This is a genomic window from Rhodococcus sp. I2R, from assembly GCF_020889545.1.
Taxonomy (GTDB): domain Bacteria; phylum Actinomycetota; class Actinomycetes; order Mycobacteriales; family Mycobacteriaceae; genus Rhodococcoides.
Genome location: NZ_JAHUTG010000033.1, coordinates 21,616 through 43,657 on the forward strand (window position 1 = coordinate 21,616; position 22,042 = coordinate 43,657).

Sequence of the window (22,042 nt, forward strand, 5' to 3'; positions counted from 1 at the left end):
TCTCGAATCGCTGCGCCTGCCCGGTCCGGTTGCGCAAGCTAATAGTAACCACAGGTGTCGCGCAAATGTGATTCGCCGGTGACAATTGGCAGACCGTCACATCGATTCATATAACAATCGAAATATAAAGTTCCACTCTGCCCGATTTTGTAACGACTTCAATGTCCTCTTTGTACGCCCGAAACAACTCGCCGTTGGCCGTGGCCTCATCCACCTGCGCCCACACGTCCTCGGTCGGATCCTGCAATGCACCATCGGGCTCGAACACGGCATAGACGCCGCTGGGGACATGCACGAAAACATCTCCGACAGGCACGTCGGCGGGCGAGAGATGTGGCATCCCGATCACAGCGTTGTAGTCCCCGTGCGCATCAGGGACGAACAACGTGCTCACGTCCAATGCATCGTCGTAGCGGTCACGCACACGCTCACGCAGGAACCGAAACAGGTCACTGATGCTGGTCTCGCCGCCCGGGACGACCCGAGGCGCCACGAGCCCTCCGAACACTTCGGCACTGCGCGCCGTCACACGGTGCGTCACTCCGACTGCCCTGGCCGCTCGACGGACAGATACAGGTCGATCTTGTAGGCGTGCGGGTAGCACTCGTAATCGGCAGTGAATGTTCGACGAATTTCTTGATGCTCCTCGGCGTAGTCGATTTGCTGCCACAGCCGCATCATCACGTCCGGGAAATAGCCGACGGCCGAAAACTTCGCATATCGCGCGCGCGGCACCTTCGCAACCAAATGGCCGCGCGTCACTTGACTGAGGGCCGAGCATTTATAACCGACAATTTGCGTGTTATAGGAACCGATACCCGGTGCGAAGTCCGTGTAGATGGACGCCAACGGACCTCCGATCTCCTGCTTGAGAACGGAGGACCACGCCTGATCGAGCGCTGGGTCGTTCAGCCTCCCGAGCGCCCGCTTCGGGCTCCGGACAGGCAGGCCAGCGACCCACGTTTCCTCGAGGTCGACATACTCGAAAGACATTCACACTCCACATGGCTCAGGGCCGCAGATACTCACTCACAGGCGGCCGGGGTGACGCTCCCCAGTAGACGTCGACCATCAACTCTGAATTTACGTTCGATCGGTAAGACTACCGGCCTGCTCCCCCGCGGGGGACCAACACCCACACAAAACGGGCAGACCAGTTGCCCCGAAAATTTGCGTTATCCGACAACGGGTTGTGAACTCTTCAAGACAAACGGGCTACATCTCGGGTCCCCGCCGACGTAGCGGTGGCGAAGCCGGGTTAGATGCAGTATCAATACAGACGGCTGGTGCGCCACTCGGACCACCAGCCTGTCTCGAGCACGACTTCGCCCACGCAACAAGGAGCTTTTCCGCATGGACTTCTACGCCTTCATCGAAACCCTCATCACCACCGGAAGCTCCGCTGGCAGCTCGCTGATCGACAGCATCTTCCCGCGCTGATAAGAGACTCCCAGTCTGCAGGGCCCGGTCGACACCGTCGATCGGGCCCTGTTTCGTTCGAACATCAGGCAAGCAATTGGAGAAAATCCAACCAAACGGTAGAAAAGTTGGGTTCCATGCCGTAACAATAGCTACGGCGTACCGGCATACCGTCGCATCGCTTGCCACCACCGACGAAACAAGGAGTCCCCCCAATGGACATCGCTTCCTTCATCTCGAGCTTGCTCTCCACCGGATCCACCACCGGAAGCACGATCTCCGACATCCCGATCCTCGAACTGCTCGGATCCGGCTCCGCTTCCATGTGACCGATTCCCAATGCGCATCGGGCCCGGACGACACAGTCGTCCGGGCCCGATGCGTCTGCAACAGAAGGCAGCAGGTGTCGAGCCCATCCGCGCCGCCGGTTCGCGTCGCGAAATCCTCATGCTAATCTCCATGCATGTACATGGATGTTCCTGCGAACAGCGGCGTCCCTCCCATTCGAGATGCCGGTGGCGCATGGTCTGAAGTCGCCGCAGCAGTCAAGGCAGTGGATTCCGCCCTCGACAGGTGGATGCAGAGCGCTTTCGGGGTCGGCATCACCGAGTACAGGGCCTCTCGCCACTTGATCCTGAGCCGCGACCGGGAACTCCGAATCAACGACCTCGCCGAGCGAGTCGATCTCAACCAGAGTTCAGCGACTCGCCTCGTGGGCCGAATGGAAGCAAAAGGGCTCGCGTATCGCGATACATGCCCCAACGACGGCCGCGGCATCTACGCCGTCATCACCGAACGCGGTGTGGATCTCGCAAACGATATCCACGACAAGTACGAGGCGAAGATCCAGGAACTGCTGCATGACGCGCCCAGCAGCGGTTCCGCTGACATCAGACGTGCACTGTCCACCCTGAGCGCGATCATCTCGTAGCGCTTGCAGGCGAATCCAGCACTTGACCTCCGTATCGTTTTTCATGCATGTACATGCACTTGAATCTCTCCGCCCAGCCCCTCACCTGCACGTCACATGTCGATTCAAGCACCACAACAGAAAGGCACGTCATGAGTTGGCTCCACCTCGGTATCGCAGTAGTACTCGAAGTCGCAGTCGGAATCTGCGCCAGTAAAGCGAATGGATTCACCAACCCGATCTGGACCATCGGCACTGTGGTCAGCGGCGCAGTCGCAACGTTCTTCCTGTCTCTGGCGCTACTGACTTTCGACGTCGGGGTCGGCTACGCCATCTGGACGAGCGTGGCCGGCGTCGGAATCGTCATCGTCGGCGCGTTGTTCCTCGGCCAACGACTCGACTGGAAGAAAGCACTCGGAATCGCCGTCGTCATAGGCGGAGTCATCGGCCTGCAGCTCAGCGGTGCCGCGTAATTCACCCTCCGATTCGAAAGGAAACAGTCATGCAAACAACACCGAACGTCGCAACCAGCTACACACCCTCAGCAAGCACTCCAGAAAAAACCGTGCCCTGGCTCATCCTCCTGCTCGCCGGGGTATTCGAGATCGGCTATGCGCTCAGCGTCAACGGCAGCGAAGGATTCACCGTCCTCACCTGGTCCCTCTCGGCAGCCGTCTTCTTTCTCCTTACACTGTTCGCACTCAGCGTCGCCTTGAAGTCCATCGACGTCGGAATCGGGTACGCCGTCTGGGCTGGTATCGGAGCAGTCGGGGCGGCCGTTTTCGGGCCAGTGTTCTTCGACGAAACTCTGACCCTCAGCCGCGCACTGTGGCTCACGGTCATCATCGGCGGAGTCATCTGGCTCAAGCTGGCCGACAGCCCGAAGCTTCTACAATGACCATCGAACAGTTTCGGCGGCTGCTCGCGGAACCACCACTTGAGCTGTGCCAACACCGGTCGCACCGCGACGTCGCAAGCACCACGTGAGCGCCGACGACCTCCCTGCGTTGGTCCGGACCTACGACTCTGGAACATCGTCGAACGAGCTCAGCACCCGGATAGGTCTCGCGAACGGCACCACCCTCAAGCTTCTGCGTCAGGGAGGTGCAGTGATGCGTAACCAGAGACTCTGTTCAGACGAAGGCACGGATGTCTACCGGATTGTCGGCCGCGCGGGCGTCGACGCTCACCGCCGCGCCGGTGACAATCGGAGACGGTTCCTATATCGGCTCAGGCGCAACGATCATGCCAGGGGCACCATCGGCAATGGTGTTGTAGTTGGAGCAAATTCTTGCGTGACGAAGGACTGTGAACCCGACACCGTCTACGTCGGCAATCCCGCCCGACCGCTACGGCCGATCGGCGACTGACACCGCGATCAGGCCCCTACGCCAGACCGTGAATCGACAAGCTAGAAAAGTGTCGATCGATCCGTCTGATGTATAGATGCGTCACGATCACACCGGGGACGAAACTCGACATCAATGTCAGCATGACAACCAGCGCAGCCCATTGCTCGATGACGTAGGTGGCCGAACCGGGGCGTGATGTGGTCAGCTCCGACCACGCGAGAAGTGCTCCGAACACGACGATCCACGTGACAAGAGCCCAGCAGCGAAACCCCTTTCGAGGCACCGTGTAGCCAGCGGCTGCCAAAGCTCGATATCGACGAAGCCGATCGCGGACCGTCAGGAAAGCGATCATCGCGCCGATGCCGCAGAACGAACCGCCTACCAAACACCCTGCGGCGATCACGAACCCGCTTGTATCAACGTTCAGAACCATTCCCACGCATGCGACCCCAACACCGGTGAGCATCAACGCCGTCATGACGAACCCCAGCCGATCCTTGGTCACCAGAAGAGGATTCGCGGCGCTGCGTACACAGTTGCGCACGACCCAGCCGACGACCCCAAGAAGAATGATTCCGTGCCAGTACGCGGGCCTGCTGCCGTCCATCGGTTCGAGGTGATCGACCAGCCCCATCAACGCGTTGTTCGTCCGCTGAAACGTCCCTGACACTGCAAGCGCGAATGCCGCACCGAGGGCGACCAACACACAAAGCCCTCGAACAATTCCCCGCCGCTCCCACGTCTCGGGCAGTCCGAATCTCGCGACCACCACCGCCCACCAGACGCGTCCAACTGCATACAGAACTCCGCCGATCAATCCGGCGCCGGCGAGTGACGCGACGACACCCGACATCTCGGAGTCCCCAGCCGACAATCCCCACCAGATCGCTCCGACGAGCACTGCGGAGACGCTGACGTGTTTGCCGAAGGTACCGAACGAATTTCCGACAACCTCGATGCTTCGCGGTACCATCCAAATTGCCCCTCGTACAGACACTTCTGCACTGCTGAGCAGCCTCTGGGCGAACCACAGTCGATGGACCCATTTGATGTCGTGCACGTTTCTCACTCGACGGAACTGACGTTCGAGGGCAACGCCCAGCAGCCATGATCTCCGTCGATCCAGTTCGGCGGCCATCCGAGCGCGATCTGTGCTTCCGCGGAGGATCGCGATCACCTCGTAGGTGTCACCGTTATCCTCCCGATAGCCACCGGGTGGATCATTCCCGACCATGTTCTGCCGTGCGGACAGCTCGTCAAGGGTGTTCTTGCGGGCAAAGACGCCACGCCGATACAACTCGAGTGCGCCCGCCTCCCGAAATCGTCTATCCCACTGCGGCGATTTGACGGCGTCATGACCTGATGCCAACAGCAACAGCACGTACTGCACCGCGACGAAGAACACGAGATATCTCAGAATGTCGACCCCCACAGGGCCGAATCTAGTCACTGCCACCGACAAGCTGCGGAGCCGACGTCAAAACGTGGTGGAGCTGAGGGGAATCGAACCCCTGACCTTCTCGATGCGAACGAGACGCGCTACCAACTGCGCCACAGCCCCTTCTTGCGAGCCCGTCGAACTTGTAACCAACTGAACCCGCTGGGCAACCTTAGCAAAGGCCGACGGGCTCGCCGAACGTCAGGCCCCCGAGGCTCGTCGAACGTCCTCGTGGACGGGTCCGGGCTGCTGGAAGGGCTCGGAGTAGTGGTCGAGGTGGTCGAACTCGGGATCCTCGTCGTCGATTTCGAGAACCACCGCTCCGGGGCGCCGCAGTCGCTGCGGAACCAGTTTGAGTTCCTCGTCGGTTCGGGATTCGACGCCTAGCCGGGATCGTCCCATGCGCGTCAGCCGGCGGCGGCGGATCTCCTGCTCGATCTGGACCTGACGACGCAGGTAGTACAGGTAGCAGGCGAGACCGACCACGGCGAGGCCACACACCCACCACAGCGTCGCGGTGACGATGACGGCCAGCGCAGCAGAGGTGATGGCCGCGAACACCAGCGCCAGAACCGCCCGTTGACGGAACGAGTAGCGCGCGGCCCGCGCGATGGCATCGGCCTCGGGGTCGAACCCTCCGCGTCCGCGACGGTTGGGGACGTAGTCACGCGTCGCCTCGGACTCTCGCCCGTCCTCCCCGTCCCACTCGACCTCGTCCCGGTCGATGATGTCGGTCTGTGCGTGAGTGTCCATCGGGTCCTCCGCCGTGATGTTCGATGTCTCGCGGATGTTCGGTGCTTCGCGTCCGAAGACGATGTTGGCGGGCGCCGATACACGCTCGTCGTATTCGGGTCGCCAATCGGGGTCACTGGCATGTCCGGCAGCGGGCCCGCGTTTGGGTCTCTTGACTCCACCGCGATGCAGCACTCGGGTGGCCAGGGCCGCGTCGGAGGTTTGCATGATGCGTGGACGCTTGCTCGTCATCATCGGGAGCAGCACGAACACCCAGACGGCGACCAGTCCGATCCAAATGATCGAGTTGGGCATCTCGGCGCTCTCCTTCCACGGACAAGTCGGTTACATCGGTGACGTGATCAGGCTATGTGGAAGGCGAAGCCGATCCGGGTAGACGCGCCGACCCGAATTACACACACGTCACTCGAGTCACTTCCGTCTCGAGAAGTGAGTCAGGCCCACGCAGCTCTGCCGGTGCGCACCAACCGGTCCGCAACGGTCACCTGCACCTCGTTCGACGTCATCGCGACCAGCAGGTGGTCGCGCCAGGTGCCGTTGACGTCGAGGTAGTCCTTGAGCAGGCCTTCTTCGCGAAAGCCCACGTGGCGCAGTACAGCTTGACTCGCGAGGTTTTCCGGACGCACGGTCGCCTCGACACGGTGCAGACCGACCGGACCGAAGCAATGGTCGAGACCGAGCGCCAGGGCCGCGGTCGCAACACCGCGTCCGTTGAGCTCCTTGGAGACCCAGTAACCGATCCAGGCGGACCGCAGCGCACCGCGAACGATGTTGCCCACGGTGATCTGGCCACAGAAATCGCCGTCGACCTCGATTGCCATCGGAAGCATGTGCCCCTTACGGGCCTCGGACTTCAACCCGGACAAGAGTGCGGGCCAGGCAGTGACATGGTGGCGGGCCGCCCACGATCCTTCCCCTGTCGGCTCCCACGGCTCGAGGTAGTCGCGATCGGCCAGTCGGAGCCGACTCCAGGCTGCGCCGTCGCGCAACCGAACAGGACGGACCCTGACGTTCCCTGCGGCGACGGTCAGCGGTCCAAGTTTCGCCGGCCATCCAGGGTGGCTCGACCACGTGCGCGGCATCAGTCGATATTAGGCGCTTCACGCATGTGCGTGGAAATCCATAGCGGGCTATGTATTTCCGCGCACATGCGCGGAGCGCCTACCCACGCTGGGCGAGGAATGAGACTTCTACTTCTTCGCCGGTGCGGATCTCGGTGGCCTCCGGATCGATGACGACCAGGCAGTTGGCCTCGGCGAGTGTGGCCAGCAAGTGCGAGGACGCACCGGGCGCACCGCCGAGGGCCTGCACGAGGTACTCCCCCGTGTCCTCGTCGCGCATCAACTGGCCACGAAGAAACCCCTTGCGGTCCGCGATGGAGGTGATGGGGGCGACGGTGCGCGCGGTGACCGTTCGCCGCATCGGCTGCCGGCGTCCGAGGGCGATGCGGATGAGCGGACGCACCATCACCTCGAACACCACCAACGCGCTCACGGGGTTTGCCGGCAACAGGAACGTTGGCACCTCGTCGCGGCCGAGCTGACCGAATCCCTGGACCGAACCTGGATGCATCGCCACGCGTTCGACCTCGATGTCGCCGAGGTCCGAGAGCGCCTCGCGCACTCCATCGGAGGCGCCGCCCCCGACCGCTCCGGCGATGACGACGATCTCCGATCGGATCAGCTGACCCTCGACGACCTCGCGCAGTCGCTTCGGATCGGTGCTGACAATGCCCACACGGTTGACGTCGGCTCCGGCGTCACGTGCCGCGGCAGCGAGTGAGTAAGAGTTGACGTCGTACACCTGGCCGGGGCCAGGGGTGCGGTCGGTGTCGACGAGTTCCCCACCGACCGAAATGACGGACAGGCGCGGACGCGGATGGACGAGCACCTTGTCGCGCCCGACGGCGGCGAGCAGACCGACCTGGGCGGCGCCGATGATCGTGCCCGACCGGACCGCGACGTCACCGGGCTGCACGTCGTCACCGATCTTGCGCACGTATTCGCCGGAGCGGACGGGCCGGTAGACCTTGACGCGGGCGCGACCGCCGTCGGTCCGGTCGAGCGGAAGCACGGCGTCTGCCAACGTCGGGAGCGGAGCCCCCGTGTCGACGCGCACCGCCTGCCGTGGCTGCAACCGAATCGGCTGACGCGACCCGGCGCTGACCTCGCCGACGACGGGCAACGTCAGTTCGATGCGTTCGTCGTCCTCGTTGCGCATATCCGTGCCCGCCTCGGACACGTCGACGCTGCGGACGGCGTAACCATCGATCGCGGCCTGGTCGAATCCGGGCAGTGGGCGCTCGGTGACCACCTCTTCGGCGCAGAGCAGACCCTGCGCCTCCGAGATGGCGACCCGCACAGGCCGCGGCGCGACTGCCGCGGCAGTCACCCTGGTCTGCTGATCCTCAACCGAGCGCATCTGGCCCTTCCTCTATCTGGTCACATCGGGCCTGTTTCTCCAGGGCCTATTCGTACTGGGTGAGCTGGGGAGCCCAATCGTCGCTCAGACGTTCGGTCAGCCACTCACGCAACGGCGGACCGTAATCGTCACGTTCGAGTGCAAAGTCAACCGCAGCACGGAGGTATCCCCCGGGATTTCCGAGGTCGTGTCGGGATCCACGATGCACCACCACGTGCACCGGGTGGCCCTCCTTGATGAGGAGAGCGATGGCGTCGGTGAGCTGGAGCTCGCCGCCCGCGCCCGGCTCGATGCGTCGCAACGCGTCGAAGATTGCCCGGTCGAGGAGGTAGCGGCCGGCCGCGGCGAACAGCGACGGCGCATCCTCACGCTTGGGCTTTTCGACCATCCCGGTGACCTTGAGGACGTTGGGGTTGACGGCGTCGGGGACGGTCTCCACTTCGAACACCCCGTATGCGGAGACGTCCTCCTCGGGAACCTCGAACGCACACAGGACGGATCCGCCGCGCTTGGCCCGCACCCGGGACATCACGTCGAGGACGCCACGCGGAAGCACCAGATCGTCGGGAAGAAGAACGGCGATCGCGTCCTCGTCCGCGTCGAGGACTTCCTCGGCGCAGGCCACAGCGTGGCCGAGTCCGAGCGGCTCCTTCTGGATGACCGATTGAACGTCGAGCAACGCCGGCGCGACCCGCACCTTCGCGAGCATCTTCAGCTTGCCGCTGGCCTCGAGCTTGCTTTCGAGGACGAGGTCCTCGACGAAGTGGGCGACGACGCCGTCCTTACCGGGCGAGGTGACGATGACGAGGCGTTGTGCACCCGAATCGGCCGCCTCACCCGCGACGAGCTCGATTCCCGGTGTGTCCACGACCGGAAGCAGTTCCTTCGGAACTGTCTTGGTCGCGGGCAGGAAGCGGGTCCCCATCCCTGCCGCGGGAACGATTGCCGTCCGGAATTGACGTACTGGCCCCGACGCGGGAGCGTCGACTGCGACATCTGACATATTTCCCACCCTATCCATGCTCGCTGCGGATCGACTCCGCGTGTGGTGTCTGTTTCCCGTGGTGCTTATGCTCGAAACTCATGACGCTGGTGATTCCGTGAACCCGATATCCAAGGAGGAGTGGCGGAGCCGTGTCTTGACTCGCCGTCGCGCCGTCGACGCTGTGGTGCGCGCCGAGGAATCTCTGAAACTGTGTCATGCCGCAGCCGAACTGGCGCGCGGAGCGACTGCTGTGGCGGCGTACGTCCCTGTCGGCAGCGAGCCGGGCTCGCTCGATCTACTCGACGCACTGAAGTCGGTATCCCCCACGGTCCTGGTTCCCATAGCGCGTGAACCAGGGCCTTTGCATTGGGCAGAGTACACAGGCCGCGGCAGTCTGAGGGCGGCTCCCTATGGTTTGTCCGAGCCCACGGGACCGATTCTGGGCCCTGAGTCCGTCACGCGCTGCGAGGTGGTGTTCGTCCCCGCTCTGGCGGTCGATTTCCGCGGTGTGAGACTGGGAAGGGGTGCCGGTTTCTATGATCGGACGCTGGATCTCGTTGCCCCGGGCATACCGATTGTCGCGGTGGTGCGTGACGGGGAATTGGTCGAAGAACTCCCCGAGGAACAGCACGATCGCCGCGCCTCGCACGCATTGACGCCAAACCGGGGCTCGGTGGCGTTGACTCGGGAATAGATGCCCGAATGGCTGGGTTGGCAGTCTTGTATGTAGAGTGCTAATGCTCTGTCTTGTTCGGCAAAGTACCATCTGTTTTTCGGCACACCAATCGTGGGGGAAAGCCGCTCGACCGAGCATCATCCCCCGGCGACATCTCCTTGGTGACCAGTGGACCAGCGCGGAGGAACCATCGATGCCCACCTATTCGTACGCCTGCACCGAATGCGACAACCGGTTCGACATCGTGCAGTCGTTCAGCGAAGACTCGCTGACCGTGTGCCCGCAGTGCACCGGCAAGCTGAGAAAGCTGTTCAACTCCGTTGGGATCGTATTCAAGGGCAGCGGATTCTACCGGACCGACAGCCGTAGCGGATCGAGCACGGTCAGCGAAAGCTCCGGTGAGTCCAAGAGCGATTCTGCTCCGGTCAAGACCGAAGCCACCGCCTCGAAGGACTCCTCGAGCAGCTCTTCTGCCAAGCCCAGCACCTCGACTCCGACGCCAGCGAAGGCCGCCGCCAGCTCGTAGTTCTCCCGTTCGTCCACAGGCCCCGGTTCTATCCACAGCCGGGGCCTGTTCGGCGCTTCGGCGACGCGTGTGTGCCGATAGCGTGCTCGACATGCCGCTCAGCTCGCCTGCCCCCAAGAAATCGACGCGTCTCGACGCCACCGTGCTGGACCGGATCCTCGCCCGACCCGGCTGGAGCAGGACCATCCTTGTCAGACGCGTGGCCGCAGCTTCGCTCGCGCTGACCGCCGTGGTGATGTTCGCACGGGATGCGGCCGCCACCGATCACGTCCGCGTTCTCGTCGCAGCGCACGATCTCACCCCAGGCGCCACGCTCGGGTCCGAGGACGTGCGGATCGCGGAGTTCTCCCCAACCACGGTTCCCGACGGCGCGCTGGAGTCATTGGACGACATCGGCGCACGCACCGTGGCGGGTCCAGTACGCGCGGGCGAGCCCATCACCGACGTTCGACTGTTGTCGTCCCGGTTGGCGGAGTCTGCGATCGACGCGCCCGATGCGCGCATCGTCCCGGTGCGGTTGAGCGATGCCGGGGTGACGAACCTGTTGCGGTCCGGCGACACAGTCGACGTGCTGACCGTCGGCGAAGGAGATGACGACCGCGCCGCGCGGGTGCTGGCGAGCAAGGCTGTGGTGATACTGGTTTCGTCGGAGAACTCCAGCCGACGGGGCACCGACCCTGTGGTTCTCGTAGCCATGTCGCCTGAGGACGCCACGACGGTAGCGGCCGCATCACTCACGAGCGCCCTGACGGTGACGTTCCACTGAAGTCAGTAGTTGCCTGCGAGTCAGTTGCTTGCGGCTACATCCTCGTTGGGCTGACGGGTGCCGGAATCTCCCTGAACAACCTCGGCCGGCTTTGCGGCAGCGGGGGCCTCCACTCGACCGACGAACGTGGCGAAATGGGTGAAGACCAGGGCGCCGATGGAGTCAGTGAAGACGATACGAACGCTGAAGACATCGTCGCCGTCGACGATCTCGTGCGTTTCGATGAACACGTCGCTGTGCAGGGCATCATTCGATCGCATGGGACGGTGCTCGATGATCCGCTGCTCCGAGAGCCGCAGGACATAGCAGTCGTAGTCTGCGAACACATCGCGAACTACATGCAGTGCCGCCGAGGTCCCCAGGTTTCGGTACGCCTCGTCTCGGTGGGCGTAGTCCTCCACATCGGATTTGTGTGGGTACATCCGCAGCAACGCCGACTCGCTCGCAAGCGCACCCTCGGGATCGTGGTATAGCGAGAGTCGGTGGCGCTTGCCGAGAACGCGCTCGATCCAATCGCTGGACGGCGCTGCATCCCCTGCTCTGTGACGGCCCATAAAACTGATCGTAACGTGCCTGGACGACAAGAACCTACTTTGTAGCAACTCACAATCTTGGTGTAATCGCAAAGTAACCACCTCTGGCGGTGACGCCGTCGATCGCGTCACCGCCAGAGGTGGTTAGTGCGTTGCTCAGCCGATGCTGAAGGGCTGACCCCACAGGGTCACCGTGGACGTCACGGCATCGTTTTCGATGGTGACGTTGACGTAAGAGCGCGCTTCCGCGAACCCGGCGCAACCCGAGACACCGATCGTCTCGTCGGCGTATGTGAATCCGCCACCGCTACCCGAGAAGTCGAAATCGTTCGAGGTCTCCGTAGCGACAGTGACGCCGTCGATCTTGGCGTCGGTCTCGTCGGCGACGAGCTTGATGTCGTTGAGCTGACCGGGCGCGAGATCCAGATTGACGCCGGCGCCGATGTCATACGTATTCGGCTGCGTGCGTGTGATTTCGAGCGAAGAGATGTCACCGGGGTCGACGCTGATCGTGTTGCCCTGGCCGAACGAACCTTCGACGCCACCGCTGATGCCGGCAGCGAAGTCCACCTGGCAGCCGACCAAGAAGCCCGGCTCGATGGAACCGCCACCGGGGTTGGACGTTTCGACGGTGTAGTTGCCGGTGACCCACACGTTGCGCTGCGTCGGCGTTGCGCCCATCGAAGGCGAGATGAGGCCGCTCTGGCCGAATCCCTTGACGGTGACGACGGTGCCGTCGATCAGCGTCTTGGTGATCTCGTTGTCCGCGAGCGGGACGAAGGTGTCTGCGCTCGCCGCGCCTGCGGACCAGAAGCCGAGTGCGATGGCGCCTGCTGCGCCGAGTGCAGCGATGCGTGTCGCAGCAGTCTTGTTGTTCTTCACGGTCTTTGTTCCCCTCGTAAGGTCCTGCGAAGTCAAAATGTCCAGCGAAGATCGTCGACGTACGCGCGATCAGCCGAGGCTGAAGGGCTGGCCGTAGAGGGTGCCTTTGTAGCGGTAGTCACCGGTGAGCTCGAGCGTGGTGTACGAGCGAGCCTGTGCGTATCCGCCGCAGTTCTGAACGGAGATAGCGACATCCTGGTACTGAATCGCGGTGACCGGTCCGCTGACGTCCTTGGACGCGATTTCTACCGCAGCAACCTCGCGATCCTTCAGTGGTACCTCGAAGCTGGCACCGCCGCCGATGGTGTTGGTGGTCTCGCCTTCACCGCCGATGAGGAAAGGAATGGGGAACAGCGTGATGATGTTGGTGTTGCCACCTTCGATACCGGCACCGAAGTCCAGGCCGAAGCTCAAATCGTCCATGTCGAGCTGGCAGCCGACGAGGTAGCCGGTTGTCAGGGTGCCTTCTGCGCCTTCGGGAACCTCGGACATCGCAGTTCCGGTGGCCCAGGCGTTGCGGTTGAGTCCGTTGAACGCGATCTGCGGTGCAACCTTGGCAGATTCGTCGAAGTGCGCGATCTTGTACGGCCCCGCAACCTTCTCACCGGGAGCGAGTGGGACGAAGGTTTCGGCGTTGGCCGATCCGGCCGACATCAGGCCTACCGCCATCGATGCCGCTGCACCGAGCGCAGCTATGCGACCGATTCTGCGAAGTCCGGACAGGCGAGGCAGCCCGGGAAAGCGAGACTCGTTCATGGTTCCCCTCAAAAAACAGTGAATCCGACCGCCTCGACTTACACACCGAGACTCATTCCTGGGGAAGAATACGGGACGATCTGTTCTTCGTCACCATTAATGGGTAACAACTTTCGTTCGCAACGGTCAATTTCTGTTACGCGCCATACTGCAGCGAGCTGCCGGGTGTGAGAGGTTCTGCGAAGGGCACCGAATCGGCTAGCCTCGTTCTCCTCACGACCACTAGATCCGTCGGACTCCCGGGAGGGCACATGCTCAAAGGCTTCAAGGACTTCCTCCTCCGAGGAAACGTCGTCGATCTCGCCGTCGCCGTGGTTGTCGGCGCAGCTTTCACCGCCATCGTCACCGCGTTCACCTCCAACATCGTCAACCCGATGGTCGCTGCCCTCGGTGGATCGAACGAGTACGGCTGGGGCTTTCAAATCACCTCCAGTCCCGAGACTTTCGTGAACGTCGGGGCGATCATCACCGCGATCATCAACTTCATCATCATCGCGGCAGTCGTCTACTTCGTCCTCATTCTTCCGGTCAACACCGCCAAGAAGCGATTCGTCAGTCAGCCCGAAAAGGAGCTGAGCGACGTCGACGTTCTGGTTCAGATCCGCGACATTCTCGCGGGTGGAACCGAGGTGGGACGCAAGCTCTCGACACCGGCGGACGACACCGGTGGCAGCGGTGAATCACCCACGGACCTGGGCGAGTCCGGCGGCGGGCAGCACAGCAAGTAACAGTCGGACGAACATCGAAAAGCCCGTTTGCACTGAATACTCAGCGCAAACGGGCTTTTCGCTGTCTTGGGCGATCGGCGGTATCGATCCGAGCACGACGCGACCGCGACTTGTCTAGAACCTCTGTAGCGGGAATTCTGCCAGAGTGATTGTGGTGCCGTCGCTCTCGCAAGCCGAGGCTACGGCGGCGGCGTTGTCGACGAACGCCTGGCCGGATTCGCTGTCCGCTTCGGTGAGTTCGAGCGAGTCGGCCGGGAGCGCATCGACGAGCGCTTGAATCTGCACCTGGACATCATCGGTGGCGGTGCCTGCGAGCGATTGCATCTCGGCGATGGAGGCATCCTTGTCTGCGGACCACTGCTCGACATCACCGTCCGTAGGTCCAGCTGCGGTGAGCTCGGCCAGTTGGTCGTGGGCGGCGCCGAATTGCTGGCACGCGTCGGCATTGGCGGCATCGCCGTCGGAATCGCTGCTGCACCCGGTCAGCGCGATCAACGCGGTGATCGCCACCGCGGACATCAAAGTGGAACGCATCGTCTTGAATCAGCCTTATCTCGTGGCCGGAGCCGCGGGGCTCGGCAATTCGGATCGTCAACTGTCGGTGGGACGCACAAATCGGGCCCGTCCGGAATATTCCGGACGGGCCCGATTGTGTCAGCGCGTCAGCACTGGGTGAAGCTCGAGCTCAACTGATGGAGATCAGTTGAAGGTCCACGGTGCACCGTAGGTGACAACCGAGTCACCGGTGGAGCTGATGACCGAGACGTACGGGCGAACGCGGACGTTGCCGAGGATGCCGGTCGCGGTGCCGTGCAGGTTTGCAACCTGGATGGTGCCGCTGGGGCCCTCTGCGTCACCCTCGCTGCCGGTGATGTCGGCGGACTCGTCGACGATCGCGTAAGCGCTCTCCGACTGCACGACGCCGGGGCCGGGCTCGAGGGTGATGTTGCCACCAATGGTCGGGAGAAGCTCGATTTCAGCTCCGACTCCGGCCGCAGGCTCGCCCTCGATGAGGTCGTAGCCCAGCTCAGCACCGATCGAAGGCGATGCCCAGTCGATGGAGAGCTCTCCACCGAGGCTGGCCGGGTAGCCGACCTGGTAGCCGATCTTGACGGTGCCTTCGAAGTCGTCGGCGTCAGGTCCGGTAACTTCCCAGCCTGCAACGCCGTTGGCGAACCACTCACGGGTGAGCGGGTTGCCGTCGAGCGGCGAGACGCTGTTGATGAAGGTGTCGGACAACGTCACGGTGATGAGGTTGCCATTGGCATCCACAACCGAGTTCGTGCTGTCTACAGCTGCGGACGCGGTACCCGTACCGAGCACCAGGCCGACAACCGAAGCGCCGGCAACAACTGCGGCGCCCATGGACTTCAGTCCACGGCTACGCCGCGGCTTCTGGATCTCCGTCATTTACTTCCTCATCATGTTCAGTCCCAGCGCATTTGCGCGGGAAGCTTGTGGCTTTCACCCTCGCGTCACACCGGCAGCATTGCCGAGGATCCCCGAGCAGAACCCGATCATCAGATCATGTTCGTGATAGTCCCGACACAGAAGCAGTGAGCGTGTAAATCCACGCTCTCGTGCCGGAAGCTGAGGGGAACATTAGAGGAGTTGCAGGATCGTGACAATCCCTACGATCGCCGGTCGTACATGGCCGAATCGTGATGTGTTTCATGCATGTGAACACCAGTCACACCTTACTGACAGGTAACCCGGATCACAGCTATCGCAGCCGTTTTCATTTCGTTACAAACCTCACCGAGGTGCACATGCGCCCTGAAATGCGGGGACTCTCCACAGATCCTTGTATACGGGTAGCGATACCCCCGAAGGTAGTGACCCGAATGGGCGGCAGATCGACCCTCGAAGGCAACGCGATGTCCGTCCGGATTGGCTAACAGTGCGTAAACGAAACACGAACAACTCGGCCCCATGTCGAGAAAAATGTGGGGTGGATCACATCAGGCATGATGGGGTGGGCGCTCGCTCGCGAACCAATCGTCCGACCGACCGTCGCTCTCGGTCGGCCGATCGTCACCCGTCGACTCGGGCAGAACATCGCCGAAAATACGAGCGAGCCGGGCCCGTTGCGCACGGGCCCGGCTCGCGTCGTCTGATTCTGGTGAACAGTCCTCGGACATAGCTCTATTGTTCGTCGAGACCGGAGAGCTCGGAGATGACATGACCGGCGAGCGGCGTCAGCGTCGCCATGCCGTCACGGATCGCCGACCGGGAGGACGGCAGGTTGACCACCAGCGTGCTCCCCGAGACGCCGACGAGACCACGGGAGAGCCCGGCATCCAACGATCCCGCCGCGAGTCCCGAAGACCGAAGCGCCTCGCTGATGCCCGGAATCTCACGATCGAGCACCTCGGCCGTCACATCGGGGGTGACATCGCGAGGCGACACACCGGTCCCGCCGATGGACACCACCAGGTCGACACCGCCGATCACAGCCGTGTTGAGAGCGTTACGCACGTCCACCTCGTCCGAGGTGACCGCGACGACGCCGTCGACCAAGAACCCCGCCTCCGTGAGCAGCTCTGTCACCAGCGGACCTGTCGAATCCTTCTCGTTGCTGTGCGCGGTCCGATCGTCGACGATCACTACCAATGCACGCCCAGCCAGTGCTGCCTCGTGTTCCATACCGCTAACCGTAGTAGTAGCGCCGTGCTGAGCCTCACGCTGTGCGTAAATCGTGGCGACGGTAGCCAGTCGATCAGTGAAAGACAGCATCAGCGACCTCCGGGGAAGCCGGGGATCTGCAGCTGCGAACCCGACTCGGACGGTGCCTGCACCGCACCGGTCTGCGGCTCCGCCGTTCCCAGGGTGACGTCGACCGTCTGCTCCCTACCGCCATCGGTGTAAGTGATGGTGACGGAATCGCCCGGCACATGCGAGCGCACCGCAGCGATCAACGCGTCACCGCTCTCGATCACCCGGTCGTCCACCTTGGTGATGACCGCGCCCTGCGGAATTCCGGCAGCTTCCGCGGGCCCGCCCTCGGTGACCTCGACGACGGTGGCGCCGTTCGCGTCATCCCGAGAGGGCACCTGCACGCCGATCATCGCCTGCGTCGCCTGGCCGGTGGTCGCCAACTCGTCGGCGATGCGCTTGGCTTGATCGACAGGAATGGCGAAGCCGAGCCCGATGGATCCGCTCTGCGCGCCGGAGGAACTGCCACCGAGCGAGGCGATGGCGGTATTGATACCGATCAGTTGACCATCGGTATTGACGAGCGCGCCACCGGAATTGCCCGGATTGATCGCGGCATCGGTCTGGATGGCATCGATCACGGAGTTCTGATTTCCGGCTTCACCGCTGGTCGATACCGGACGGTTGAGCGAGGACACGATGCCCGTGGTGACGGTCCCGGCCAAGCCCAGAGGCGAACCGATCGCAACGACCTGCTGGCCGACCTGCAGATTGGACGAGGACCCGAGTTCGATCGGCGTCAGGTCCGTTCGTCCCTCGGCCTTGATGACGGCGATGTCCGAGACCGCGTCGGCTCCGACGAGCGTCGCGTCCGCGGTGGTGCCGTCGGCGAACGAGACGGTGAGCTTGCCGTTGGCACCGGCCCCGGTTGCGACGTGGTTGTTGGTCAGGATGAGACCGTCCGAGGAGAGAATCACACCGGATCCCTCCCCCTCGGCCTGATTTCCGACAACCTCGATCTGCACGACACTCGGCAGCACCTTGTTCGCGACGGCTTGGATGGAGCCGTCAGGAATGTTGGCTGCCGGTTGCGCGGCCGTGATGGTGGAGTTCAGGGAGTTGGTCGCGCCTCCTGCACCGTTCCCGCCGCCGGCCGCGTAAACACCGATGGCACCGCCGATTCCGCCGCCGACAAGGACCAGCGCGAGAGCCCCGGCAACGAGCGTCGCGCGGCCCGGTCGAGCCTTCGTCGTCGCGGACCCATGCTGCGTGGGAGCAGCATGCTGCTGGGGAGTCGCGTGCTGGTTGTACCCATCGCCCCGCTGGTATGGATTGCCCTGCTGGTACGGGTTCTGGCCGTGCGCGGGACCGTACTGCCCCTGCGGACGTTGCCCGAATGCACCAGGTTGGGTGGGGAACTGCTGTGTCGGATTGTTCTGCGCGGGGTTGTTCTGCGCGGGGTTGTTCTGCGCGGGGTCGTTACGATCGTCGGTCATCTGCAGTCGCTTCTTTCACTAAAACCTCGCCCTTCGAGGTCGCCTGCCTTCTCGACGACTACCTTGCCGGGTGGTACTGAGAAGGCGCTGAGATGCGCCTATCAGTTTGCCGTGACTGTCCACAGCGCCCTCACCAGCTACGGCTCAGGGAATTTCGATGCCTGTCGCGGGTTCGCCGGGCAGGACGATACGGATGAGTGCGCCGCCACGGTCGGACACCTCGACGCCGATGGTGCCGCCGTGTTTGATCACGACCTGCCGAACGATGGCCAGGCCGAGACCCGAACCCGGCATCGAACGTGACACCGTCGAGCGATAGAACCGCTCGAACACAAGCTCGCGATCCTCCTCGGGAATGCCAGGGCCGGCATCGTCGACGGTGAGTTCCATCAGCCCGTCACCGAGCCTGCGCATCACCACGCGAACCTCTCCCCCGGTGGGACTCCACTTGGCCGCGTTGTCCAAAACGTTGAGCACCGCGCGCGAGAGGCCGGCCTGATCCCCGTAGACGAACCACGGCTCCAGCGTCGCATCGAAGTCGATCTCGTTGCGACGACGCCGAGCTCGTTCGAGGCTGCGCTCCACAGCCTCGGCCAGATCCACTCTCTCGTACACCGTTTCCGGGGCGTCCTCGCGGGCAAGATCCACCAGATCGCCCACCAACGTGGACAATTCCTGAATCTGCGCGACGACATCGGAACGGAGTTCGGCCATGTCCTCCTCCGGGATCGCCGGCGCCCCGGGCCGACCCGATGCAATGAGCAGTTCCATGTTGGTCCGCAGTGAGGTCAACGGTGTCCGCAGTTCGTGTCCGGCGTCGGCGACGAGTCGGCCCTGCCGCTCCCTCGATTCCGCCAGTGCGCGCAGCATCGTGTTGAAACTTTCGGTCAGGCGCGCCAATTCGTCGTCACCTGTCACCGGAATCGGAGTGAGATCGTCGGTGCGCGCGACTCGCTCGGCGGCGGCGGTCAAACGTGCGATCGGCCGTAAACCGGTGCGGCCGACTGCCATACCAGCACCCGCAGCCAGCACCACCCCGAAGGCGCCGACCACCAACAGCACCCACGCAAGCCGGTCCAACACCGCCCCGGTCGGCGAAAGGCGCTGTGCGATAACAACGGTACTGCCATCCTGGGTGCGCTGACTCAGCACGCGCTGATCGTCGACGGTGCGCAACGACATATCCGACAGGCCTTGGGCTACCGCGAGCTCCGGATTACCGATGGGCACCTGCGATCCGGGCGGAACGTACTTGGTCAGATCCGAGAAGATCAACGCCACGGACACATCGGTGCTGTACAGGGTGGCGCCGGCGACGTAACGAGGGTCGAATGTGACCACCCGAGAGTTGATGAGTGCGTCGGCCCGGGTGCGCAACTGCGTATCGACATCGCCGTACAACGCCCGCGAGACCACCGCGTACGCGGCGATGGCCATCACAGCGACAGCGATGGCCACCACCGACGCCGCCAGCAGCGTCACCCGCCACCGCAGCGACACGGTGCGCGTGAGCGGCATCGGCGGACGCATCACCGATTCGTCCGACACCGCCGACCGTCGCCCCGATGAATCGACCATCACGGAGGCGTCTCACGCAGGACATATCCGACGCCTCGGACGGTGTGAATCAATCGCGACTCCCCCTCCGCCTCAGTCTTGCGCCGCAGGTAGCCGACATACACCTCGAGGGCGTTGCCTGACGTCGGGAAGTCGTAGCCCCAGACTTCCTCGAGGATCCGGCTGCGCGTGAGAACCCGTCTCGGGTTCATCAGCAGCATCTCCATCAGCGAGAACTCGGTGCGAGTCAAACTGATCGAACGCTCACCGCGAGTCACCTCGCGGGTCACCGGGTCGAGCGTCAGATCGGCGAACTCGAGCGCCTCGGACTCGCCCTCCGCCTCCATGGCCGTCCGCCGAAGCAGAGCCCGCAGACGTGCGAGCAACTCCTCCAGCGCGAACGGCTTGGGCAGATAGTCGTCGGCACCGGCGTCCAGACCTGCCACCCGCTCGGAGACCGAGTCGCGCGCCGTGAGCACCAGGATGGGCAGGTCGTCGCCCGTGCTGCGCAGCCTCCGGCACACCTCCAAGCCGTCCAGACGAGGCATCATCACGTCCAACACCAGGGCGTCGGGACGCGCGGCTGCCACTTTCTCGAGGGCATCGAGCCCGTCGACCGCGAGCTCGACGGTGTAGCCGTTGAAGGTGAGCGACCTGCGGAGCGAGTCGCGAACCGCTCGATCGTCGTCGACAACCAGAATACGCATTGTCACAGTTTGTCCTGAAGGACTGAGATATGTCTGAGAAGGGTCGGTTCAGCGCCCTATTCCTCGTCCGGGACGCGTTTGGCGATGGGGAGATTCCAGCGCCTCCACAGCGCGAGTAGCCGCAGTCCCGTCGCTACGACGGTCCCGACGATCAACCCCACGTTCTCGGGCAGACCCAGGCCCTCGACCACCGCGACGATCGACGACCCCAGCAGCGCCGGAATCGCGTACAGGTCGCGGCGCAGCAGCAGCGGCACCTCGTTGACCAGGATGTCGCGGATGACGCCACCCGCCACCGCCGTCGTCGCACCGATCAGGCAGGCGGAGAGCGAACTCCCCCCGGCGGCCAGCGCGATCGAGGCACCCGTGGACGCGAACAGGCCCATCCCGAAGGCGTCGAAGAGCAACATGCCCTTCCACACCCGATTCATCGCGGGATGGGCCACGAACACGATCAACGACGCAGCCAGCCCCACCGCGAGGTTCGGCCACTGATCCAGCGAGGTCGGCGGATGGATGCCGAGCAGGACATCGCGGATGATGCCGCCGCCGATACCCGTCGTGATGCCCACAACACACACACCGAACAAGTCGAGGCGTTTGCGCACACCGATGAGGGCGCCCGACGCAGCGAACACCGCAATACCCACGTAGTTCAGGACATCGACCAACACGGAGTAAGGGTCGCACGAGAGCGGGTCCAGAAACCGGTCGACTACCTGCTCGAGCTAGTCGAGGGTGCGCTATGGGTGTGTGCGGGTTATGCCGCGTTCGATTGCGGCGATGATTTGTGGTCTGAGTTCGGCGGCGGGGACGATGTGGTGGACGGATCCGACTTGTTGGGCTCGTTGGATGTTGTGGATGGTTTCGAATTCGGATGCGACTTCGCCGAGTTTGGCGTTGCGGACCTCGGTTGTGGTGGTGGCGAGTTCGATGCGTAGGTGTGCGCGGTCGGCGTCGGTGTCGGCTGCGGCGAGTGCGGTTTCGAGTTCGGTGACTTTGGGGTCGGCGGCGGTGCGGGCGTTGACGTCTCTGGTGAAGACGACGGCGGCTGCGGGTGCGCCGCCGAGGACGGAGGCGAAGGATCCTTCGACGGCGAGGACTTCCATGTTGTCGTTGAGTGCGCCGGAGAAGACGACGAATGCGCCGCCGTGGTAGCGGGAGATGACGCAGAAGACGATCGGTCCGTCGAAGTTGACGATGGCTCGTCCGATTTCGGCGCCGTATTCGAGTTGCAGGGTGCGTAGTGATTCGGGGGAGCCGTCGAAGCCGGAGAGGTTGGCGAGGACGACGATGGGGCGGCTGCCGCTGGCGGCGTTGATGGCGCGGGCGGTTTTCTTGGAGCTGCTGGGGAACAGTGTGCCCGAGGTCCATTGGTCGGGTCCGTCGGCGGGGAACCAGCCTTTGCGGGCGATGGCGCGTGATTCGATGCCGATGACGCTGACGGGGATGCCGGCCAGGTGTGCGTCGATGACGACGGAG

Annotated in this window: 26 protein-coding genes and 1 tRNA gene; 8 read left to right on the forward strand and 19 right to left on the reverse strand. The window is 63.3% G+C overall.

Going from position 1 to position 22,042, the window contains the following annotated elements:
* Nucleotides 1–106: 106 nt before the first annotated feature.
* Both KVY23_RS23045 and KVY23_RS23050 read right to left on the reverse strand, forming a co-directional pair.
* The gene (locus tag KVY23_RS23045; protein WP_230558332.1) at nt 107–529 is read right to left on the reverse strand and encodes a GyrI-like domain-containing protein; all 423 of its coding nucleotides are present in this window, start codon (nt 527–529) and stop codon (nt 107–109) included.
* 8 nt (nt 530–537) lie between these two features.
* On the reverse strand, nt 538–993 hold the full coding sequence (locus KVY23_RS23050) for an effector binding domain-containing protein (protein ID WP_206510189.1): 456 nt from the start codon (nt 991–993) through the stop codon (nt 538–540).
* Between the two features lie 889 nt (nt 994–1,882).
* Between KVY23_RS23050 and KVY23_RS23055 the strand changes: the two genes are divergently transcribed.
* From KVY23_RS23055 to KVY23_RS25050, 4 genes are all read left to right on the forward strand, one after another.
* Entirely contained in the window at nt 1,883–2,350 is a 468-nt protein-coding gene (locus KVY23_RS23055) for a MarR family winged helix-turn-helix transcriptional regulator (RefSeq protein ID WP_230558333.1), read from the forward strand.
* A 131-nt stretch (nt 2,351–2,481) separates the two neighbouring features.
* Nucleotides 2,482–2,802, forward strand: coding sequence for a multidrug efflux SMR transporter (locus KVY23_RS23060; RefSeq protein WP_206510187.1), 321 nt, complete (start codon nt 2,482–2,484; stop codon nt 2,800–2,802).
* 29 nt (nt 2,803–2,831) lie between these two features.
* Nucleotides 2,832–3,227 (forward strand): multidrug efflux SMR transporter, encoded by a 396-nt coding sequence (locus KVY23_RS23065; RefSeq protein ID WP_230558334.1) that lies wholly within the window; start codon nt 2,832–2,834, stop codon nt 3,225–3,227.
* A 251-nt stretch (nt 3,228–3,478) separates the two neighbouring features.
* Nucleotides 3,479–3,607 carry a hypothetical protein gene (locus KVY23_RS25050; protein WP_268995365.1) on the forward strand — a complete coding sequence of 43 codons (129 nt, stop codon included), beginning with the start codon at nt 3,479–3,481 and terminating at the stop codon, nt 3,605–3,607.
* 108 nt (nt 3,608–3,715) lie between these two features.
* On the opposite strand, the gene KVY23_RS23070 is transcribed toward KVY23_RS25050, so the two are convergent.
* The 6 genes from KVY23_RS23070 to KVY23_RS23095 form a co-directional block, all read right to left on the reverse strand.
* A complete protein-coding gene (locus tag KVY23_RS23070; RefSeq protein WP_206510185.1) occupies nt 3,716–5,113 on the reverse strand; it encodes a hypothetical protein in 1,398 nt (465 codons plus the stop codon).
* Between the two features lie 53 nt (nt 5,114–5,166).
* Nucleotides 5,167–5,242: transfer RNA gene (locus KVY23_RS23075), tRNA-Ala, on the reverse strand.
* Between the two features lie 78 nt (nt 5,243–5,320).
* Nucleotides 5,321–6,166, reverse strand: coding sequence for a gephyrin-like molybdotransferase receptor GlpR (gene glpR, locus KVY23_RS23080; RefSeq protein WP_230558335.1), 846 nt, complete (start codon nt 6,164–6,166; stop codon nt 5,321–5,323).
* 140 nt (nt 6,167–6,306) lie between these two features.
* Nucleotides 6,307–6,954, reverse strand: coding sequence for a GNAT family N-acetyltransferase (locus KVY23_RS23085; RefSeq protein WP_206510183.1), 648 nt, complete (start codon nt 6,952–6,954; stop codon nt 6,307–6,309).
* Nucleotides 6,955–7,033: 79 nt separating this feature from the next.
* A complete protein-coding gene (gene glp / locus KVY23_RS23090; protein ID WP_206510182.1) occupies nt 7,034–8,293 on the reverse strand; it encodes a gephyrin-like molybdotransferase Glp in 1,260 nt (419 codons plus the stop codon).
* A 46-nt stretch (nt 8,294–8,339) separates the two neighbouring features.
* Nucleotides 8,340–9,296, reverse strand: coding sequence for a UTP--glucose-1-phosphate uridylyltransferase (locus tag KVY23_RS23095; RefSeq protein WP_206510181.1), 957 nt, complete (start codon nt 9,294–9,296; stop codon nt 8,340–8,342).
* Nucleotides 9,297–9,363: 67 nt separating this feature from the next.
* On the opposite strand from KVY23_RS23095, the gene KVY23_RS23100 reads away from it, so the two are divergent.
* The 3 genes from KVY23_RS23100 (at nt 9,364) to KVY23_RS23110 (ending at nt 11,246) form a co-directional block, all read left to right on the forward strand.
* Entirely contained in the window at nt 9,364–9,972 is a 609-nt protein-coding gene (locus KVY23_RS23100) for a 5-formyltetrahydrofolate cyclo-ligase (RefSeq protein ID WP_268995366.1), read from the forward strand.
* 175 nt (nt 9,973–10,147) lie between these two features.
* Entirely contained in the window at nt 10,148–10,480 is a 333-nt protein-coding gene (locus KVY23_RS23105; RefSeq protein ID WP_206510179.1) for an FmdB family zinc ribbon protein, read from the forward strand.
* A 91-nt stretch (nt 10,481–10,571) separates the two neighbouring features.
* Complete coding sequence (locus KVY23_RS23110) at nt 10,572–11,246, forward strand: SAF domain-containing protein (protein WP_075837369.1); 675 nt, start codon at nt 10,572–10,574, stop codon at nt 11,244–11,246.
* Between the two features lie 20 nt (nt 11,247–11,266).
* On the opposite strand, the gene KVY23_RS23115 is transcribed toward KVY23_RS23110, so the two are convergent.
* The 3 genes from KVY23_RS23115 to KVY23_RS23125 all read right to left on the reverse strand — a co-directional run bounded on the left by KVY23_RS23115 (nt 11,267) and on the right by KVY23_RS23125 (nt 13,417).
* Nucleotides 11,267–11,800 carry a hypothetical protein gene (locus KVY23_RS23115; protein ID WP_230558337.1) on the reverse strand — a complete coding sequence of 178 codons (534 nt, stop codon included), beginning with the start codon at nt 11,798–11,800 and terminating at the stop codon, nt 11,267–11,269.
* Between the two features lie 135 nt (nt 11,801–11,935).
* On the reverse strand, nt 11,936–12,661 hold the full coding sequence (locus KVY23_RS23120; RefSeq protein ID WP_075837249.1) for an MspA family porin: 726 nt from the start codon (nt 12,659–12,661) through the stop codon (nt 11,936–11,938).
* Nucleotides 12,662–12,730: 69 nt separating this feature from the next.
* Nucleotides 12,731–13,417, reverse strand: a complete 687-nt coding sequence (locus tag KVY23_RS23125) for an MspA family porin (protein ID WP_206510177.1) — start codon at nt 13,415–13,417, stop codon at nt 12,731–12,733.
* Nucleotides 13,418–13,668: 251 nt separating this feature from the next.
* Between KVY23_RS23125 and mscL the strand changes: the two genes are divergently transcribed.
* Complete coding sequence (gene mscL, locus KVY23_RS23130; protein ID WP_075837250.1) at nt 13,669–14,145, forward strand: large conductance mechanosensitive channel protein MscL; 477 nt, start codon at nt 13,669–13,671, stop codon at nt 14,143–14,145.
* A 114-nt stretch (nt 14,146–14,259) separates the two neighbouring features.
* On the opposite strand, the gene KVY23_RS23135 is transcribed toward mscL, so the two are convergent.
* From KVY23_RS23135 to KVY23_RS23175, 8 genes are all read right to left on the reverse strand, one after another.
* Complete coding sequence (locus tag KVY23_RS23135; RefSeq protein WP_230558338.1) at nt 14,260–14,679, reverse strand: hypothetical protein; 420 nt, start codon at nt 14,677–14,679, stop codon at nt 14,260–14,262.
* A 165-nt stretch (nt 14,680–14,844) separates the two neighbouring features.
* The gene (locus tag KVY23_RS23140) at nt 14,845–15,555 is read right to left on the reverse strand and encodes an MspA family porin (RefSeq protein WP_230558339.1); all 711 of its coding nucleotides are present in this window, start codon (nt 15,553–15,555) and stop codon (nt 14,845–14,847) included.
* Between the two features lie 735 nt (nt 15,556–16,290).
* The gene (locus KVY23_RS23150; protein WP_187346655.1) at nt 16,291–16,791 is read right to left on the reverse strand and encodes a molybdenum cofactor biosynthesis protein B; all 501 of its coding nucleotides are present in this window, start codon (nt 16,789–16,791) and stop codon (nt 16,291–16,293) included.
* An 89-nt stretch (nt 16,792–16,880) separates the two neighbouring features.
* Nucleotides 16,881–18,296, reverse strand: coding sequence for a S1C family serine protease (locus KVY23_RS23155; RefSeq protein WP_230558341.1), 1,416 nt, complete (start codon nt 18,294–18,296; stop codon nt 16,881–16,883).
* Nucleotides 18,297–18,440: 144 nt separating this feature from the next.
* Nucleotides 18,441–19,874: a HAMP domain-containing sensor histidine kinase gene (locus KVY23_RS23160; protein ID WP_230558342.1), complete on the reverse strand. Its 1,434-nt coding sequence runs from the start codon at nt 19,872–19,874 to the stop codon at nt 18,441–18,443.
* Entirely contained in the window at nt 19,874–20,560 is a 687-nt protein-coding gene (locus KVY23_RS23165; RefSeq protein ID WP_075837254.1) for a response regulator transcription factor, read from the reverse strand. The genes KVY23_RS23160 and KVY23_RS23165 overlap by 1 nt, the downstream gene beginning before the upstream one ends.
* 56 nt (nt 20,561–20,616) lie before the next feature.
* Nucleotides 20,617–21,234, reverse strand: a complete 618-nt coding sequence (locus KVY23_RS23170; protein ID WP_230558343.1) for a trimeric intracellular cation channel family protein — start codon at nt 21,232–21,234, stop codon at nt 20,617–20,619.
* Nucleotides 21,235–21,303: 69 nt separating this feature from the next.
* On the reverse strand, nt 21,304–22,042 hold a 739-nt coding region (locus KVY23_RS23175; RefSeq protein WP_308071115.1), incomplete at its 5' end, for a carboxyl transferase domain-containing protein.

Excerpts from the sequence above, each read along its gene's own strand:
- KVY23_RS23065 (WP_230558334.1), top strand. The coding sequence starts at position 2,832 with ATGCAAACAACACCGAACGTCGCAACCAGCTACACACCCTCAGCAAGC.
- KVY23_RS23110 (WP_075837369.1), top strand. The coding sequence starts at position 10,572 with ATGCCGCTCAGCTCGCCTGCCCCCAAGAAATCGACGCGTCTCGACGCC.
- KVY23_RS23085 (WP_206510183.1), bottom strand. The coding sequence starts at position 6,954 with ATGCCGCGCACGTGGTCGAGCCACCCTGGATGGCCGGCGAAACTTGGA.
- KVY23_RS23115 (WP_230558337.1), bottom strand. The coding sequence starts at position 11,800 with ATGGGCCGTCACAGAGCAGGGGATGCAGCGCCGTCCAGCGATTGGATC.
- KVY23_RS23135 (WP_230558338.1), bottom strand. The coding sequence starts at position 14,679 with ATGCGTTCCACTTTGATGTCCGCGGTGGCGATCACCGCGTTGATCGCG.
- KVY23_RS23095 (WP_206510181.1), bottom strand. The coding sequence starts at position 9,296 with ATGTCAGATGTCGCAGTCGACGCTCCCGCGTCGGGGCCAGTACGTCAA.
- KVY23_RS23150 (WP_187346655.1), bottom strand. The coding sequence starts at position 16,791 with ATGGAACACGAGGCAGCACTGGCTGGGCGTGCATTGGTAGTGATCGTC.
- KVY23_RS23155 (WP_230558341.1), bottom strand. The coding sequence starts at position 18,296 with ATGACCGACGATCGTAACGACCCCGCGCAGAACAACCCCGCGCAGAAC.
- KVY23_RS23165 (WP_075837254.1), bottom strand. The coding sequence starts at position 20,560 with ATGCGTATTCTGGTTGTCGACGACGATCGAGCGGTTCGCGACTCGCTC.
- KVY23_RS23050 (WP_206510189.1), bottom strand. The coding sequence starts at position 993 with ATGTCTTTCGAGTATGTCGACCTCGAGGAAACGTGGGTCGCTGGCCTG.
- glp (WP_206510182.1), bottom strand. The coding sequence starts at position 8,293 with ATGCGCTCGGTTGAGGATCAGCAGACCAGGGTGACTGCCGCGGCAGTC.
- KVY23_RS23060 (WP_206510187.1), top strand. The coding sequence starts at position 2,482 with ATGAGTTGGCTCCACCTCGGTATCGCAGTAGTACTCGAAGTCGCAGTC.
- KVY23_RS23125 (WP_206510177.1), bottom strand. The coding sequence starts at position 13,417 with ATGAACGAGTCTCGCTTTCCCGGGCTGCCTCGCCTGTCCGGACTTCGC.
- mscL (WP_075837250.1), top strand. The coding sequence starts at position 13,669 with ATGCTCAAAGGCTTCAAGGACTTCCTCCTCCGAGGAAACGTCGTCGAT.
- KVY23_RS23105 (WP_206510179.1), top strand. The coding sequence starts at position 10,148 with ATGCCCACCTATTCGTACGCCTGCACCGAATGCGACAACCGGTTCGAC.
- KVY23_RS23055 (WP_230558333.1), top strand. The coding sequence starts at position 1,883 with ATGTACATGGATGTTCCTGCGAACAGCGGCGTCCCTCCCATTCGAGAT.
- glpR (WP_230558335.1), bottom strand. The coding sequence starts at position 6,166 with ATGCCCAACTCGATCATTTGGATCGGACTGGTCGCCGTCTGGGTGTTC.
- KVY23_RS23140 (WP_230558339.1), bottom strand. The coding sequence starts at position 15,555 with ATGACGGAGATCCAGAAGCCGCGGCGTAGCCGTGGACTGAAGTCCATG.
- KVY23_RS23100 (WP_268995366.1), top strand. The coding sequence starts at position 9,364 with ATGCTCGAAACTCATGACGCTGGTGATTCCGTGAACCCGATATCCAAG.
- KVY23_RS25050 (WP_268995365.1), top strand. The coding sequence starts at position 3,479 with ATGTCTACCGGATTGTCGGCCGCGCGGGCGTCGACGCTCACCGCCGCG.
- KVY23_RS23160 (WP_230558342.1), bottom strand. The coding sequence starts at position 19,874 with ATGGTCGATTCATCGGGGCGACGGTCGGCGGTGTCGGACGAATCGGTG.